Source organism: Chelatococcus sp. XZ-Ab1 (assembly GCF_029309855.1).
Lineage (GTDB): Bacteria > Pseudomonadota > Alphaproteobacteria > Rhizobiales > Beijerinckiaceae > Chelatococcus_A > Chelatococcus_A sambhunathii.
Genome location: NZ_JARKII010000004.1, coordinates 163814 through 178979, shown reverse-complemented (window position 1 = coordinate 178979; position 15166 = coordinate 163814). Strand labels below are relative to the sequence as shown.

Here is a 15166-nt window from a genome sequence, read left to right as displayed (position 1 = left end):
CGCTTGCGCTACAGCGCGCCGTCTTCGTACCAGGTGCGGCCGTCGCGCTCGATGAGAGCGATCGACGCGGAGGGGCCCCACGTGCCCGCCGTGTAGGACTTGGGGGCGTCGCGCGTCTCCTGCCAGGTCTCGATGATGGGGTCGATCCAGGTCCAGGCCGCCTCCACCTCGTCGCGGCGCATGAACAGCGTCTGGTTGCCGCGCACAACGTCGAGGATCAGGCGCTCGTAGGCGTCCGGATTGCGCACGCCGAAGGCCTCGGCGAAGCTCATGTCGAGCGGCAGGTGCTGCAGACGCATGCCGCCGGGGCCGGGATCCTTGATCATCAGCCACAGCTTCACGCCTTCGTCCGGCTGCAGCCGGATGACCAGGCGGTTGGGTGTGATCGGCCCGGCGCCGGCATCGAAGACCGAATGGGGAATGGCGCGGAAGGTGACGACGATCTCCGATACGCGCGTGGCGAGCCTCTTGCCCGTGCGCAGGTAGAACGGCACGCCGGCCCAGCGCCAGTTGGCGATCTCGGCCTTCAGGGCGACGAAGGTCTCCGTGTTGCTGACATGGGCGCCGAGCTCCTCGAGATAGCCCGGCACCGCGCCGCCGGCCGACGCGCCGGCGCGGTACTGGCCGCGCACCGTGAGCTGACCGGCATTGTGCGGGCCGATCGGCACCAGCGCCTTGAGAACCTTGAGCTTCTCGTCGCGGACGGGATCGGCCGCGATCGATGTCGGCGTCTCCATTGCGACGAGGCAGAGCAACTGCAGGATGTGGTTCTGCACCATGTCGCGCATGGCACCGGCGGTGTCGTAATAGCCCGCCCGCCCCTCGACGCCGAGGGATTCGGCCACCGTGATCTGCACATGGTCGATGTGCGCAGCGTTCCACAACGGCTCGAACAGCGCATTGGCGAAGCGCAGCGCCATCAGGTTCTGGACCGTTTCTTTCCCGAGATAGTGGTCGATGCGGTAGATGCTCTCTTCGGGAAACACGCGGCCGATGGCCTCGTTCAGCCGCTGCGCCGAGGCAAGGTCCTTGCCGAGCGGCTTCTCGACCACGACACGGGAGCGCCCGTCGACGAGGCCGTGCGCGCCGATGCGCTCGCAGATCGGGCCGAACAGATCGGGCGAGGTCGCGAGATAGAAGACGCGGACGAAATGCTCTTCGGCCTCGGCGGCGCGAGCAAGGGCGTCCCAGCCCTCCTTGCCGCCGGCATCTGCCGCGACATAGCTTAACCGGGCAAGGAACCGCTCAAGCGCCACGGGTTCGATATCGCGCGCCGCGACGTGTTCCTCGATCGCCTTCTTCGCCAGCGCACGAAACGCATCCTCGCTCAGGCTGCGGCGCGAGGTGCCGACGATCCGTGCCTCGTCCGGCAGCTGCCCGGCCTGGTCGCGGTGGTAGAGCGCCGGCAGCAGCTTGCGCTGGGAGAGATCGCCCGTTGCCCCGAAGACCACGAGCACGAACGGAGAAACAGGAATAACACGGCTCGTCATGCCATTGTTCTTTCGTGCAAAATTGCCTCCACGTCCTGCTGCGAGGGCAAATCGGCGCCGCGTCGGCTGCAGGTGATCGAGGCGGCGCTCACGGCATAGTGCAGCGCTTGCGTGACGGTCTCGTGGTCGATCGTCGCGATCGCCTGCCGGTCGAGCTTGCCGCGTCCGGCGAGGAAGGCAAGAAGCGCGGCATGGAAGGTGTCGCCCGCGCCGACGGCATCGACGAGCCGAATCGGCCGCGCCGGCACGTCGAGAACGGTGCCGTCGGCGAGATAGGCGCTGGCGCCTTTCTCGCCCCGCGTCACCGCGACGAGCTTCACCCCTGCCGCGAGCCAGGACGCTGCCATCTCGTCGACATCGACCCCCTCACCATAAGCAGTGGCGATGTCCTCGACGCTCGCCTTGACGATGGTCGCATGGGTGACGAGCCGTGCGAAGCGCTCCCGCCAGACGCCCATGTCGCTGATGAGGTCCGGCCTCAGGTTGGGATCGATGCTGACGACGCGGCGCGCGCCCTCGCGCGCCAGAAGCGTCTCGATGGTCGCACCCACCGGCTCCACGCCGAGGCTGTAGGAGCCGACGGCGATGGCGGAAAAACCGCTGCAGTCCGGCAGCGCGTCGGCCGGCAGGTCGCGGTCCGCCGCCTCCTCCCCATAGAAGCGGTAATGCACACTGCCGTCTTGGGTCGCGGTCGCCACCGACAAGGTCGTCGGCCGGTCACTGCGCCGCACGTGGGCGACATCGATGCCGTTGCGCACCAGCGTGGCGACAAGTTCCTCGCCAAGTGGATCACGGGCGATAGCGCCGCAGAAGGCGGCCGGGCAGCCGAGGCGCGCAAGGCCGACCGCGACGTTGAAGGGCGAGCCACCGACGACGGCTTCGGCATCGAGCCCCCCCGCACCGCGCGCCTTGATGAAGAGATCGACGAGCGCCTCGCCGCAAACGAGAATCATGACTCTGGCATGCCTCTTGTTGTGCGGGCGCCGGCTATCGGCGCCCGCCTCCGGGTGAGACGGCTCAGCTGCGCGGCGCCGACCAGCCCTTGTAGTCCTTCACGTTGTCGCGCGTGACGAGCGTCGAGGGCATGAGCACCATCGGCTGCTCCGGCTTCTTGCCGTTCATGATGCCGTAGCCAACCTCGACCGCCTGCTGCGCCATGGCATATGGATCCTGGCTGGCGGAGGCCTCGACCATCGTGTTGCCCTTGAGGGCGGCCTCGATGTCGGGCGCGCCGTCCACGGACGTGATGACGATGCCCGTGCGGTTCAACTGCTTGGCGGCGAGATCCGTGCCGATCGCTTGCGGGTCGTTGATGGCGAAGACGGCATCGATCTTCGGGAAGCGCGTGAGATGCCCCTGCATGACATTGAGGCCGCCCTCGCGTGAGCCCTTGCCGTCCTGATCCGAGGACAGCACCTTGATGCCCGGTGCCTTCTCGAACACCGCCTTGCAGCCGTTGACACGGTCGATGACGGCCGAAACTTGCGGGCCGTTCTGGATGATGACGTCGCCCTTGCCGCCGAGCTTGTCGACGATGTATTGGCAGGCGATCTCGCCGGCTTGGACATTGTTGGTCTGCACTGTCGCATCCGCGCCGGATGCTGCGACGTCCACCGCCATCACGACGATGCCGGCTGCCTGCGCCTTCTTCACCGCCGGCTCGATGGCCTTGGGATCGACCGCATTGAGGAGGATGAGGTCGACGCCCGAGGCGATGAAATTGTCGATCTGGGTGAACTGCTTGTTGAGGTCGTAGTCGGCCGAAACCGCGGTGACGCGCACGGCCGGGTTGATCTCCTTGGCCTTGGCTTCGGCGCCCTTGGCCAGCGTGACGAAGAACGGGTTACCGAGCGAGCCGAGCGTGATGCCGACCGCCTTGAGGTCCTTGGCGCTGGCGACGGAGGTCGCGAGCGCGAGAGCGGCACCGGCAAGCAGAACGCGTTTCAGCATGATATTTCCCTCCCTGGTCCTGTCGTTGAGCGTCCGTGGCGCCGGACCAGAACGGCGCCGATCGTGAGCCGGACGGCCTGTCAGGTGCGGGCGCTGCCCTGCAGGCGGAAGCGGTCGAGCGCCACGGCACCGATGATGACGAGGCCCTTGATGATGAACTGCCAGATGTCGGACACGCCGAGCAGGATGAGGCCGTTCGACAGCACGGCGATGATCAGCGCGCCGATGAGCGTGCCCCAGATGGAGCCGATGCCGCCGACGAAGCTCGTGCCGCCGAGGATGACCGCCGCGATGGCATCGAGCTCGTACGACTGGCCGAGCTGCAGACCGTTGGCGGCATAGAGCCGCGCCGCCGACATGGCTCCGCCAAGGCCGGCGAGGAGGCCGGAGACGGCATAGACGAAGAGCAGCACGGCCCAGACCTTGATGCCGGACAGGCGCGCCGCATCGGCGTTGCCGCCGACGGCATAGATGTGAACGCCGAGCACGGTGCGCCGCAGGATGAACCAGGAGGCGAGGATCACCGCGATGGCGATGACCGCGAGCCACGGGATCGAGAGGACGCCCGGAATGATGACGAGCGAGCCGTTGCCGATGAAGGCGAAGGGCAGTTCCGGGTTGAACACCGTCGTGTCGTTGCCGAGGAGGCGCGCAACACCGCGTACGGCCGTGAGCGAGCCGAGCGTGACGATGAAGGGCGGCAGCCGCACGAAGGCGATGAGTGCGCCGTTGAGGAGGCCGAAGAAGAGGCCGGTGGCCATGGCGGCCGGCACGCCGAGGACGCCGAAGTCCTGCGAGGCGATGACGGCGACCATCGCCGAGGCAGCGAGTATCGAGCCGACGGACAGGTCGATGCCGCCTGTCAGGATGACGAAGGTCATGCCCGCGGCGAGCACCGTGTTGATTGCCGCTTGCTGGGCGACGATGGACAGGTTCTGCGCCGTCAGGAAGCGCCCCTCCCCGGTGACATAGAGGGTGAGCACGTGAATGAGGATGCACAGGATGACGAGCACCGGCAGCATGCCGACGGTGCGCAACAACCCTTGCAACATGATGCGCCGATGTGTGGCGAGCGCGGCTTCTTCGGCTGCGGACATGGGGACGTTCCCTCTCGTCTGGTCGCTCATTCCGCCGCCATGAGCGAGCGGTCAACACCGGTTGCGAGCGCGATGATGTTTTCCTGGGTGATGGCGTAGCCGGTCTCCCCGCCGACCTCGCCCGCGATCTCGCCCTCACGCATGACGAGGACACGGTCGGCGATGCCGACAATCTCGGGCAGTTCCGAGGAGATGACGAGGATGCCGACGCCGGTTTTCGCCAGCTGGTCGATGATGCGGTAGATTTCGGACTTGGCGCCGATGTCGACGCCCCGCGTCGGTTCGTCGAGGATGAGTACCTTGGGCTCCGTCTCGAGGAGGCGCGAGAGCAGCACCTTTTGCTGGTTGCCGCCCGAGAGCGAGCCGACCGTCACGTCTGGGCTCGCGACACGGATGGTGAGCGACTTGATGGCCCTCGCCGCCCGCCACCTGCCCTTGCCGCGGTTGAGGATGCCCGCCCTGGCGTCGCGGCCGATGACCCCGAGGTTCAGGTTCTCGGCCACCGTCATGTCGAGAAAGACGCCCTGGGCCTTGCGGTCCTCCGTCAGATAGACAAGCCCGGCGTCGATGGCATCCTGCGGCCGGCGGATATCGGCCGGCTTGCCGGCGATGACGATCTCCCCGCTCGTGCGCGTGTCGGCGCCATAGACGAGACGAGCCAATTCCGTCCGCCCCGCACCGACCAGGCCGGCAAGGCCGAGCACCTCGCCGGCATGGAGCGTGAAGGAACAGCCCCTGACGCGCGCGCCATCGCCCACGTTGCGCACCTCGAGCACGGGCGCGTTGCGCACGCCCGGCACGTGGTCCTTCTTGTAGAAGGACGACAGGTCGCGTCCCACCATCATGCGCACGATGGTCTCCGGCCGGATCTCGTCGCGGCCGAGCGTGCCGACATAGGTGCCGTCACGCAGCACCGAGACCCGGTCCGACAATTCGTAGACCTCGGCCATGCGGTGCGAGATGTAGATGATGGCGAGCCCCTCGGCCCTCAGCTGGCGCACGAGCGCGAACAGCCGGTCCGTCTCGCGCGAGGACAGCGCCGTGGTCGGCTCGTCCATGACGAGGATGCGCGACCTGGCGTGCACCGCGCGAGCGATCTCGACGAGCTGGCGCTCGGCGATCGAGAGGTCCGCGACCAGCGTGCGCGGGCCGAAGGTGGCGCCGAGGCGCTTGAGGATCTCGCCGCAGCCCTCGGCCATCGCCTGGCGGTCGATCATGCCGCGGCGGCCAATCTCCATGCCGAGATGGATGTTCTCGGCCACCGTCAGGTTGGGGGCGAGCGCCAGCTCCTGGTAGATGATGGCGATGCCGCAGGCCTTCGCGGCGAGCGGGCCGTCGATCACCACGGGCTCGCCATCGATGCGGATCTCGCCTCCCGGATCCGCCTGATAGGCGCCGGACAGCACCTTCATGAGTGTCGACTTGCCGGCGCCGTTCTCGCCCATCAGCGCGTGAATCTCGCCCGGATAGATCGTCAGCTGGACGTCGTTGAGCGCCTTGACTCCCGGGAAGGTCTTGGAGATGCCGCGCATTTCGAGAATGGGCTCAGGCGAATACATGCTCGCTCCCTCCCTTGACGCTGACGGCTGCCTCGCCGGTCAGGATGCCCGTCCGCGGGCTGAAATGGACGAAGAGTGGCAGGCTCGCCGCACCGAGCGCGCCGGCATAGGGGCCGAAGTGCCCGGCCCGCACGACGGGCGGCGTGCGCGCCTCGGCGACACCTGCCACAAGCGCTTTCTCCAGCCGCGCGATCAGCCGGTCGATCCAGACCCGGTCGAGGTCGCTGTCGACGGCGACGAGCGAGATGTCGAGCAGGGCACGCATGGCGAGCAGCGGCCCGGCCAGCGCATCGGCGCAGTCGTCCATCCACTCCTCGACCGCCTTGGGATGACCGTTCATCGCGCCCGGCAGGTCGCCAAGGCCGGTGACATGCGCGCCGCGATGGCGCAGGTGACGGATGAGCGCATTGAGCGAGGCCCGCGTCAGGAGAATATCCGTATGCGGGCCTTGGGGTGCCGACGGCAGCCGGCTCGGCCCGGCGGGCATCACCGCGACGTCGGCGGCGTTTCCGGTTTCGCCGCGCAGATAGTCGCCGCCCATGGCGAGGCCGCCGCCGATGCAGGGCCCGATGAAAAGATAAAGGAAGTTGTCGGCCTCGTGGCCGAGGCCGTGGAACAATTCGGCGATGGCCGCCGCAGCGCCGTCGTTCTCCTCTACAGTAGCGAGGCCCGTGGCCCGGGCGAGGTCGCCGGCGAAATCCGTTTCGTCCCACTCGTGCAGCGAGGGTACCTCGACGAGGTCGAGTTGCTGCAACCAACTGCCGAGATTGTAGGGGCGGCCGATGCCGATGCCGGTGATGCGCTCGCGCATCTCCGGCGTGCAGAAGGCGCGCAACTGCTCCACGTCGCGCTGGACGATGTCGAGCGCCACGGCAGGCGACGGCAAGTCGATGTCGTGCGTGTACTGGGCGAGGAGATGGCCGCCGAGGTCGACGAGCACCGTCTCGATGCGGCTGCGGTCGAGCCGCACACCGATGCCGTAGGCTCCTGCCCTGTTGAGGCGCATAATCGTCGCCGGCTGGCCGCGCTGTCCACGGTGGCGCTTGCCGACGGTCTCCACGAGCCCGAGGGCGTCCAACTCGTCGACGATCTGGCCGACAGCCGTGCTGGTGAGGTCCGCGGCGCGGGCAAGGTCAGCCTTGGACGCCTCGCCGAGACGGCGCAGGCAGCGCAAGACGAGACGCTGGTTGTACTGCCGGATCTGCAGGGAATTCGTCCCCTGCCCGGCCCGCATGGCACGCATGGCCCGTCCCTGTCGTTCCCCGGCCGCTTTGGCGACCTTTTTATAAATCACGTTGACTTATTAAGGAGCGTTCCGCCGCCGCTGTCAAGTTTGCCGTGCAAAGATGGAGAGCCTCGGGGCGGAATGACCGCACAGACGATAAAATCTATATATATGACAATGGATTGCCGTGATATCTTTGCGCCCATGCCCAGTTGGTCATGGTCGGGCTTGTCCGGCCATCCACGCTTTTGACGCTGCTTAACTTCTCAAGGTGTGGCCCGCGACAGGCGCGGGCATGACGGCGACCCGGTTTTCTGCGGCTGCGAAAATCACGCCGCCTTGCGCTGTTCGGCGATGCGCACGAGGTCGCGCAGCACGCGGGCCGTGCCCTTCAGGCGCGCCTCGGCGCTGTCCATGTCCTGGATGAAGACGATGCGCATGTCCGGCCGCACCTTGGCGAGCGTGCCCTCGCCGGCGACATAGGCGATGAGGCCTTCCGGATTGGCGAAGGAATTGTCACGGAAGGCGACGATGAGACCCTTCGGCCCGGCCTCGACCTTCTCGACATTGGCGCGCCGGCACAGGGCCTTGATGGCGACGAGCTTGAGGAGTTGGTCGACTTCCTCCGGCAGCGGCCCGAAGCGGTCGATGAGCTCGGCGCCGAAGGCATCGATTTCGTCGTCGCGCTCCAGCATCGACAGGCGCTTGTAGAGGCCGAGACGCAATTGCAGGTCGGGTACATACGCCTCCGGGATCATCACCGGGGTGCCGATGGTGATCGATGGCGACCATTGCTCCTCGGCCTCCTCGTCCGTCACCCCGGCCTTGAGCTGGGCCACCGCCTCCTCCAACATCTGCTGGTAGAGCTCGTAGCCGACCTCCTTGATGTGGCCCGACTGCTCCTCGCCGAGGAGGTTGCCCGCGCCGCGGATGTCGAGGTCGTGGCTGGCAAGCTGGAAGCCGGCCCCGAGCGTGTCGAGCGACTGCAGCACCTTGAGCCGGCGCTCGGCCGTGGCCGTCAGCGAGCGGTTGGCCGGCACGGTGAAGAGCGCATAGGCCCGCGTCTTCGAGCGGCCAACGCGTCCGCGCAGCTGGTAGAGCTGGGCAAGGCCGAACATGTCCGCCCGGTGCACGATGAGCGTGTTGGCGCGCGGAATGTCGAGGCCCGATTCGACGATGGTCGTCGAGAGCAGGATGTCGAACTTGCCCTCGTAGAAGGCCGTCATGGCGTCTTCGAGCTGGCCGGCGGGCATCTGCCCGTGGGCGACGACGACGCGCGCCTCCGGCACCTCGGCGTCGAGGAAGGCCTTCACCTCCGCGAGGTCCTCGATGCGCGGGCAGACGTAGAAGGCCTGGCCGCCGCGGTAGCGCTCGCGCAGCAGCGCCTCTCGGATGACGAGCGGATCGAAGGGCGTGATGAAGGTGCGCACGGCGAGGCGATCGACCGGCGGCGTCGCGATGAGCGACAGTTCACGCACGCCGGTGAGTGCGAGTTGCAGCGTGCGCGGAATGGGCGTCGCCGACAGAGTCAGCACGTGCACCTCGGTGCGCAACTCCTTCAGCCGCTCCTTGTGGGCGACGCCGAAGTGCTGCTCCTCGTCGACGACGATGAGGCCGAGGTCCTTGAAGCGGATGGCCTTGCCGAGCAGGGCATGGGTGCCGACGACGATGTCGACGGTGCCATCGGCGAGCCCCTCCTTGACCTTCTTCATCTCGCCCGCGGCGACGAAGCGCGACGCCTGGGCGATGCGGACCGGCAGGCCCTGGAAACGCTCGACGAAGGCCTTGTAGTGCTGGCGCGCCAGCAGCGTCGTCGGCACGACCACAGCCACCTGCCGGCCCGACAGAGCGACCGCGAAGGCCGCGCGCAGCGCCACCTCCGTCTTGCCGAAGCCGACATCGCCGCAGATGAGCCGGTCCATGGGCCGCCCGGCGGCGAGGTCGTCGAGCACCGCGTCAATGGCGTTTTGCTGGTCTTCCGTCTCGTCGTAGGGAAAGCGCGCCGAGAATTCGTCGTAGAGCCCTTCCGGCGGCTGGATGCGCGGCGCCTCCTTGAGCGCCCGCGCGGCCGCGATCTTGATCAGCGCCCCGGCCATCTCGCGGATGCGCTGCTTGAGCTTGGCCTTGCGCGCCTGCCAGGCGACACCGCCGAGCTTGTCGAGCACCGCCTCCGTGTCCTCCGAGCCGTAGCGCGACAGGAGCTCGATGTTCTCTACCGGCAGGAACAGCTTGTCGCCGCCGGCATAGTGCAGCTCGAGGCAGTCGTGCGGCGCTCCGGCGGCGTCGATGGTCTTCAGCCCGACGAAACGGCCGATGCCGTGGTTGACGTGCACCACGAGATCGCCGGCCGTGAGGCTGGAGACTTCGGCGATGAAATCCTGCGCACGCTTGGCCTTGCGCTTGGCGCGCACGAGGCGGTCGCCGAGGATGTCCTGCTCGCCGACGACGGCGAGGTCATCGGTCTCAAAGCCGTGCTCCAGCCCCCACACGACGAGGGCGGCCTCGTTACGGGCGAGCGCCGAGACATGGGCGAGGCGCGTTATCGGCTTCGCCTGCGTCAGCCCATGGTCGGCGAGCACATGGCCGAGACGCTCGCGCGAGCCTTCCGACCAGGCGGCGAGCACCACGTGCTTGCCCGCCTTCTGCAACTCGCGCACGTGGCGCACGGCGACGTCGAAGACGTTCACCGTCTCGTCCGCCCGTTCGGCGGCGAAGCTGCGTCCCTGCCGGCCACCGACATCGACCACGAGCCGTCCGCTCGTCTCCGGCTGGGCGAAGGGTGTCAGGCGGACAATCGATTCGTTTTCAATTCGTTGTGCCCATTCGCTTACACCAAGGTAGAGCGCGTCCGGCGGCAGCGGCTTGTAGGGCGCACCACCGACGACCGGCTGGTCGAGGGCCGCCTTGCGGGCATCGTAGTAATCGGCGATCTGCGCGAGACGCTCGCCCGCCGCGTCGTCGGCGAGCGCGTCGAAGACGAAGGGCACGCCCGGCAGATAGGTGAACAGCGTGTCGAGATGGTCGTGGAACAGCGGCAGCCAGTGTTCGACACCGGGATGGCGGCGCCCCTCGCTCACCGCTTCGTAGAGCGTATCGTCCCGCGTCGCCGTGCCGAAGGCCGCCACATAGCCCTGGCGGAAGCGGCGCATCGTCTCGGTGGTGAGCTGCAGTTCGCTCATCGGCACGAGGTCGAGCGCGCGCAGCTGGTGCGTCGTGCGCTGCGTCTCGGGATCGAAGGCCCGGATCGATTCGAGCGTGTCGCCGAAGAAATCGAGGCGCAGCGGCTCCGGCATGCCAGGGGCATAGAGGTCGACGATGCCGCCGCGCACCGCATATTCGCCCGTGTCACGCACGGTGCCGGTGCGCAGGAAGCCATTGACCTCGAGCCAGCTGACCAGCGCCTCCATGTCCATGACATTGCCGGGCGCGACCGAGAGCGTCTCGGTGGCGATGCGGGCGATGGGCGGCACGCGCTGCAGGATGGCGTTGACGGTCGTGAGGAGGATGCGCGGCTTGTCCTCTCCGGCCCGCGTGCGGGCGAGCCGGGCGAGCGTCGTCATGCGTCGCGCGGTTACGGCGGCGTTGGGCGACACCCGATCATACGGCTGGCAGTCCCAGGCGGGAAAGGAAAGGACGTCGATCTCCGGCGCGACGAAGGACAGCGCCGCTTCCATAGCGGCCATGCGCTGACCGTCTCGGGCCACGTGCACGAGCGTCGCCGCCCTTTCCTCGCCTTTGGCGAGGGCGCGTGCGAGGTCGGCCGCGACGATGGCGTCGAGCCCGTCGGGCACGCTCGCGACGGTGAGGCTTTCGGCCCGCTTCAGGGCCTCGATGGCGCGTTTCAGCTGCATGGCAACCCTGATGATGGATGTCTCTGCCGACTGTCCGAAGCAGTCGGAACGCCGCGAGTTCTCAAGCCTTATGATCGCGCGGGTGCGCCGTCTGCGTGGAAGTTCCGCATGCGGCGGAAGAGCGGCGTGTCGTAGGCGGCCGGTACCGGTTCGCTGCCGCTGATCCAGGAGAAGAGGTCCTTGTCGACGAGTTCGATCAGCCGCTCGAACTCGGCGATCTCCTCTTCATCCAGCTGCGCCAAGTGAGCATCGGCGAAGCGACCCATGATCAGGTCCATCTCGCGCATGCCGCGATGCCAGGCGCGGTAGAGGATGCGCCGCCGGCGCATGGCGAGGTCGCTGTCGTCCGGCTGATTGTCGTTCACGGTTTGTCTCCTTCGCGGCCGAACACGCGAGAGTCGTCGCGCCAGGCTCGGGCGGGTATATAGCGCCCGACAGGATGTCTGTCAGCCCGCCCGCGATTTCCGTTCGAACCTCCAGCAGCCCCAGCGATGCGCCCCTCGCTCCTCGATCCACTCTTCGCCGAAGTGACCTCGCTGCCCGGCGTCGGCCCGCGCATGCGGCTGCTGTTCGACAGGCTCTTGGGCGAGCCGGGCAAGCCCGCCCGCGTGCTCGACCTGCTCTTCCACCTGCCCCATGGCGCCGTCGATCGGCGCGCCCGACCGACCGTGGCGGAGGCGGTGCCCGGCGAGATCGTGACGCTCACCGTCCGTGTCGTCTCGCACCATCCCTCGCCGCCCGGCCGCTCGCGCGCGCCCTATCGCGTCGTCGTGGAGGACGAGACGGGCGACGTCACCCTCGTCTTCTTCAACGCCGACCGGCGGCGGCTCGACAAGCTGCTGCCCGTCGGCGAGAAGCGCTTCGTCTCTGGCAAGATCGAATTGTGGGACGGGCGGCGCCAGATGGTCCACCCCGACCGCATCGTCGATGCCGCCGGCCTTGCCGACATGCCGGTTGTGGAGCCGACCTACGGCCTCACCGAAGGCCTGACGGCGCGGTATGTGAACCGCGTCGCCCGCGCCGCTCTCGCCCGCGTGCCGGAACTGCCCGAGTGGCAGGATGAGAACTGGCTGGCGCGCAACGATTTTCCCGATTTCCGCACCGCGCTCGAGCGCTTGCACGCCCCGCAGGACATGGCCGCCTTCGCGCCGGACAGTGCCGCCCGCCGCCGCCTCGCCTATGACGAACTGCTCGCGACCCAGCTCGCCCTCGCGCTCCTGCGCAAGAGCCTGCGCCGTGCACCGGGGCGAGAGAACGTCGGCGATGGCCGCCTCGTCGCCCGCCTGCGCGAGGCTCTGCCCTTCGCCCTCACCGGCTCGCAGGAACAGGCGATCGCCGACATCCGCCGCGATCTCGCCGCGCCGCAGCGCATGCTGCGCCTCTTGCAGGGCGACGTCGGCTCCGGCAAGACGGCCGTTGCCCTGATGGCCATGGCGAGCGCCGTCGAGGCCGGCCGGCAGGCGGCGATGATGGCGCCGACGGAGATCCTCGCCCGCCAGCATTTCGAGCGCCTTGCGCCGCTCGCCGAAGCCGCCGGTTTGCGGCTCGGCCTCTTCACGGGCCGGGACAAAGGCGCCGAAAGGCGGCGCACGCTCGCGGCGCTTGCCGAGGGCGGGCTCGACATCGTGGTCGGCACCCATGCGCTGTTCCAGGAAGACGTTGCCTTCCAGGACCTCGGCCTGGCCGTGGTCGACGAGCAGCACCGCTTCGGTGTGCACCAGCGCTTTGCCCTCGGCGCCAAGGGCGTGGCCGTCGACGTGCTTGTCATGACGGCGACCCCCATCCCGCGCACCCTGGTGCTCACCTATTTCGGCGACATGGACGTGTCGGTCCTCAAGGAGAAGCCGGTCGGCCGCAAGCCGATCGACACCCGTACCGTACCGCTCGAACGGCTCGACGAGGTGGTGGCCGCGACCGGCCGGGCGATCCGCGGCGGCGCGCGCGTCTATTGGGTCTGCCCGCTCGTCGCCGAATCGGAAACGCTCGACGTCGCGGCGGCGGAGGAGCGCTACGCGAGCCTCGTCTCCGTCTTCGGGAGCGAGGCCGTCGGCCTCCTGCACGGCAGGATGCCGGGGCGGGAGAAGGACGCCGTCATGGCGCGCTTCGCGGCGGGAGACATCAAGATCCTCGTCGCCACCACGGTCATCGAGGTCGGCGTCGACGTGCCCGAGGCCACCGTCATGGTCATCGAGCACGCGGAGCGATTCGGCCTCGCGCAGCTCCACCAGCTGCGCGGGCGCATCGGCCGCGGGGCGGCCGCCTCCACCTGCCTTCTCCTCTACAAGGCGCCGCCCGGGCCGGTGGCCGAGGCGCGCCTCCGGATCATGCGCGAGACGGAAGACGGCTTCCGCATCGCCGAGGAGGACCTGAAGCTGCGCGGCGAGGGCGAGATCCTCGGCACGCGCCAGTCCGGCGCTCCCGACTTCCGCCTGGTGCGCACCGAGACCGATGCGGACCTCATCGCCGCCGCCCGCGAGGATGCCCGGCTCGTCATCGAGTGCGATCCCAGGCTCGGGAGCCCGCGCGGCGAGGCTTTGCGGCTGCTGCTCTATCTCTTCGAGCGCGACGAGGCCATCCGCCTGCTGCGCGCCGGCTGAGACTAAGGCTGAACCGGCTCCAGCCCCTTGCGCTTGCGCGCCGGCAGCGCCTTCGCCGGCGCCGGCTTGGCACTGTCGGGCTGGATGACGCCGCCGGACATGATGAGCTTCGCCGCCTCCTCCACCGTCAGGGAAACCTCGATGACGTCCTTGCGCGGCAGGTAGAAGAAGAACCCCGTCGTCGGATTGGGCGTGCATGGCATGAAGACGCCGACATAGTCGCCGGCATCCGGCAGGCGCTCGGCGATGGCTTTGGCCGGCGGCGCCGAGAGAAAGGCGATCGACCACACCTCGCGCGAGGGATAGGGGATGAGCACCACGGAGCGGAAGGAGGTGCCCTGCTCCGAGAACACCGTCTCGAAGACCTGCTTCACGCCCTTGTAGAGGCTGCGCACCACGGGCATGCGCGCCAGGATGCGTTCGCCGAAATTGAGCAGCGAGCGCCCGACGAGATTGGCCGTCAGGAAACCGAGCAGGGTCAGGCCGATGAAGGCCACGACGAGACCGAAGCCCGGGATGGCGAAGGGCAGATAGGTGTCCGGCAGATAGGCCGCGGGGATGAGCGGCTTCACCCAGCCGTCGATGAGGCCGATGATCCAGGTGACGATATAGGCCGTGATGGCGAGCGGACCGGCGACGACGACGCCGGTCAGGAAATAGTTGCGCAACCGGGAACCGGCCGTGTGCGGCCGGACGGCCGAGGCTGCGGCCACCTCCTGGGCGATCTGATGCGCCGTCGGAACGGTTTCGGCATCCTCCGGCTGCTTGTGCCTGTCATCCATGCGATACAACCTGTCCCCTGAGGCTTGCCGGGGCGTGTCATGCGGCCGCATCCCCACCCCGAAGCCCTTTCACAATTGATGGGGCTTTGCCATTTTCCTTGCAAGCAGGCCAATCACCGCAGGCGTTTCAGACAAATCGAATCGGAACGACACGTGGAAGGCAGGAGGACCGAGCAGGATCGCCGCAGCAGGGCGACCGACGCGGGGCAGCGGATTGAGGCCCGCTCACCGGCTGCGCGCTTCATCTATCTCGGGCTCGGCTGCCTCTTCGTCCCCATCGGAGCCATCGGCCTCGTCATCCCGCTCCTGCCGGGCACGGTCTTCCTCATTCTTGCGGCGGCATGCTTTGCCCGATCCTCACCGCGTTTCGAGCAATGGCTGCTCGAGCACCGATACCTTGGCCCCTCCGTCCGCGCCTGGCGCGCGAACGGCTCCATCCCCCGCCGGGTGAAGTGGATCGCCTGTATCAGCCTCGTCGTCAGCTACGGCATCGTGCTGGCTTCGGCCGCGCCGATGGTGGGCCGCATCGCGGCCGCCGCCTGCTTCATTGCCGTGGCGGCCTATATCATCACGCGGCCCGAGCCTGTCGCGGAGGTATGAGCGGCTGGCAACAGC

11 protein-coding genes are annotated in these 15166 nt (G+C 68.1%); 2 read left to right on the top strand and 9 right to left on the bottom strand.

The window, feature by feature from the left end; genetic code table 11:
- Nucleotides 1-8 precede the first annotated feature (8 nt).
- From zwf to P2T65_RS08555, 8 genes are all read right to left on the bottom strand, one after another.
- Nucleotides 9-1490: a glucose-6-phosphate dehydrogenase gene (gene zwf / locus P2T65_RS08590; protein ID WP_276199588.1), complete on the bottom strand. Its 1482-nt coding sequence runs from the start codon at nt 1488-1490 to the stop codon at nt 9-11.
- On the bottom strand, nt 1487-2443 hold the full coding sequence (locus tag P2T65_RS08585; RefSeq protein WP_055458222.1) for a carbohydrate kinase: 957 nt from the start codon (nt 2441-2443) through the stop codon (nt 1487-1489). Before P2T65_RS08585 ends, zwf begins: the two co-directional genes overlap by 4 nt.
- 64 nt (nt 2444-2507) lie before the next feature.
- Nucleotides 2508-3440 carry an ABC transporter substrate-binding protein gene (locus P2T65_RS08580; RefSeq protein ID WP_055458223.1) on the bottom strand — a complete coding sequence of 311 codons (933 nt, stop codon included), beginning with the start codon at nt 3438-3440 and terminating at the stop codon, nt 2508-2510.
- Between the two features lie 80 nt (nt 3441-3520).
- The gene (locus P2T65_RS08575; protein ID WP_096335198.1) at nt 3521-4537 is read right to left on the bottom strand and encodes a ribose ABC transporter permease; all 1017 of its coding nucleotides are present in this window, start codon (nt 4535-4537) and stop codon (nt 3521-3523) included.
- Between the two features lie 26 nt (nt 4538-4563).
- Nucleotides 4564-6096 carry a sugar ABC transporter ATP-binding protein gene (locus P2T65_RS08570; protein ID WP_055458225.1) on the bottom strand — a complete coding sequence of 511 codons (1533 nt, stop codon included), beginning with the start codon at nt 6094-6096 and terminating at the stop codon, nt 4564-4566.
- Nucleotides 6083-7339: an ROK family protein gene (locus P2T65_RS08565; RefSeq protein ID WP_055458226.1), complete on the bottom strand. Its 1257-nt coding sequence runs from the start codon at nt 7337-7339 to the stop codon at nt 6083-6085. The genes P2T65_RS08570 and P2T65_RS08565 overlap by 14 nt, the downstream gene beginning before the upstream one ends.
- Before the next feature lie 311 nt (nt 7340-7650).
- On the bottom strand, nt 7651-11172 hold the full coding sequence (mfd, locus tag P2T65_RS08560) for a transcription-repair coupling factor (RefSeq protein WP_276199587.1): 3522 nt from the start codon (nt 11170-11172) through the stop codon (nt 7651-7653).
- A gap of 68 nt (nt 11173-11240) precedes the next feature.
- Nucleotides 11241-11501, bottom strand: a complete 261-nt coding sequence (locus P2T65_RS08555; RefSeq protein ID WP_055458486.1) for a succinate dehydrogenase assembly factor 2 — start codon at nt 11499-11501, stop codon at nt 11241-11243.
- A 162-nt stretch (nt 11502-11663) separates the two neighbouring features.
- On the opposite strand from P2T65_RS08555, the gene recG reads away from it, so the two are divergent.
- Nucleotides 11664-13769 carry an ATP-dependent DNA helicase RecG gene (recG, locus tag P2T65_RS08550; protein ID WP_276199586.1) on the top strand — a complete coding sequence of 702 codons (2106 nt, stop codon included), beginning with the start codon at nt 11664-11666 and terminating at the stop codon, nt 13767-13769.
- A 2-nt stretch (nt 13770-13771) separates the two neighbouring features.
- Here recG and P2T65_RS08545 read toward each other — a convergent pair whose 3' ends face one another.
- Nucleotides 13772-14551, bottom strand: a complete 780-nt coding sequence (locus P2T65_RS08545; RefSeq protein WP_063186436.1) for a DUF502 domain-containing protein — start codon at nt 14549-14551, stop codon at nt 13772-13774.
- 153 nt (nt 14552-14704) lie between these two features.
- On the opposite strand from P2T65_RS08545, the gene P2T65_RS08540 reads away from it, so the two are divergent.
- Nucleotides 14705-15151 carry a YbaN family protein gene (locus P2T65_RS08540; RefSeq protein ID WP_245282567.1) on the top strand — a complete coding sequence of 149 codons (447 nt, stop codon included), beginning with the start codon at nt 14705-14707 and terminating at the stop codon, nt 15149-15151.
- Nucleotides 15152-15166: the final 15 nt, after the last annotated feature.

What these genes read in the sequence shown, in the direction of transcription:
- zwf (WP_276199588.1), bottom strand. Translation starts at nt 1,490, where the DNA reads ATGACGAGCCGTGTTATTCCTGTTTCTCCGTTCGTGCTCGTGGTCTTC.
- P2T65_RS08585 (WP_055458222.1), bottom strand. Translation starts at nt 2,443, where the DNA reads ATGATTCTCGTTTGCGGCGAGGCGCTCGTCGATCTCTTCATCAAGGCG.
- P2T65_RS08580 (WP_055458223.1), bottom strand. Translation starts at nt 3,440, where the DNA reads ATGCTGAAACGCGTTCTGCTTGCCGGTGCCGCTCTCGCGCTCGCGACC.
- P2T65_RS08575 (WP_096335198.1), bottom strand. Translation starts at nt 4,537, where the DNA reads ATGTCCGCAGCCGAAGAAGCCGCGCTCGCCACACATCGGCGCATCATG.
- P2T65_RS08570 (WP_055458225.1), bottom strand. Translation starts at nt 6,096, where the DNA reads ATGTATTCGCCTGAGCCCATTCTCGAAATGCGCGGCATCTCCAAGACC.
- P2T65_RS08565 (WP_055458226.1), bottom strand. Translation starts at nt 7,339, where the DNA reads ATGCGTGCCATGCGGGCCGGGCAGGGGACGAATTCCCTGCAGATCCGG.
- mfd (WP_276199587.1), bottom strand. Translation starts at nt 11,172, where the DNA reads ATGCAGCTGAAACGCGCCATCGAGGCCCTGAAGCGGGCCGAAAGCCTC.
- P2T65_RS08555 (WP_055458486.1), bottom strand. Translation starts at nt 11,501, where the DNA reads ATGCGCCGGCGGCGCATCCTCTACCGCGCCTGGCATCGCGGCATGCGC.
- recG (WP_276199586.1), top strand. Translation starts at nt 11,664, where the DNA reads ATGCGCCCCTCGCTCCTCGATCCACTCTTCGCCGAAGTGACCTCGCTG.
- P2T65_RS08545 (WP_063186436.1), bottom strand. Translation starts at nt 14,551, where the DNA reads ATGGATGACAGGCACAAGCAGCCGGAGGATGCCGAAACCGTTCCGACG.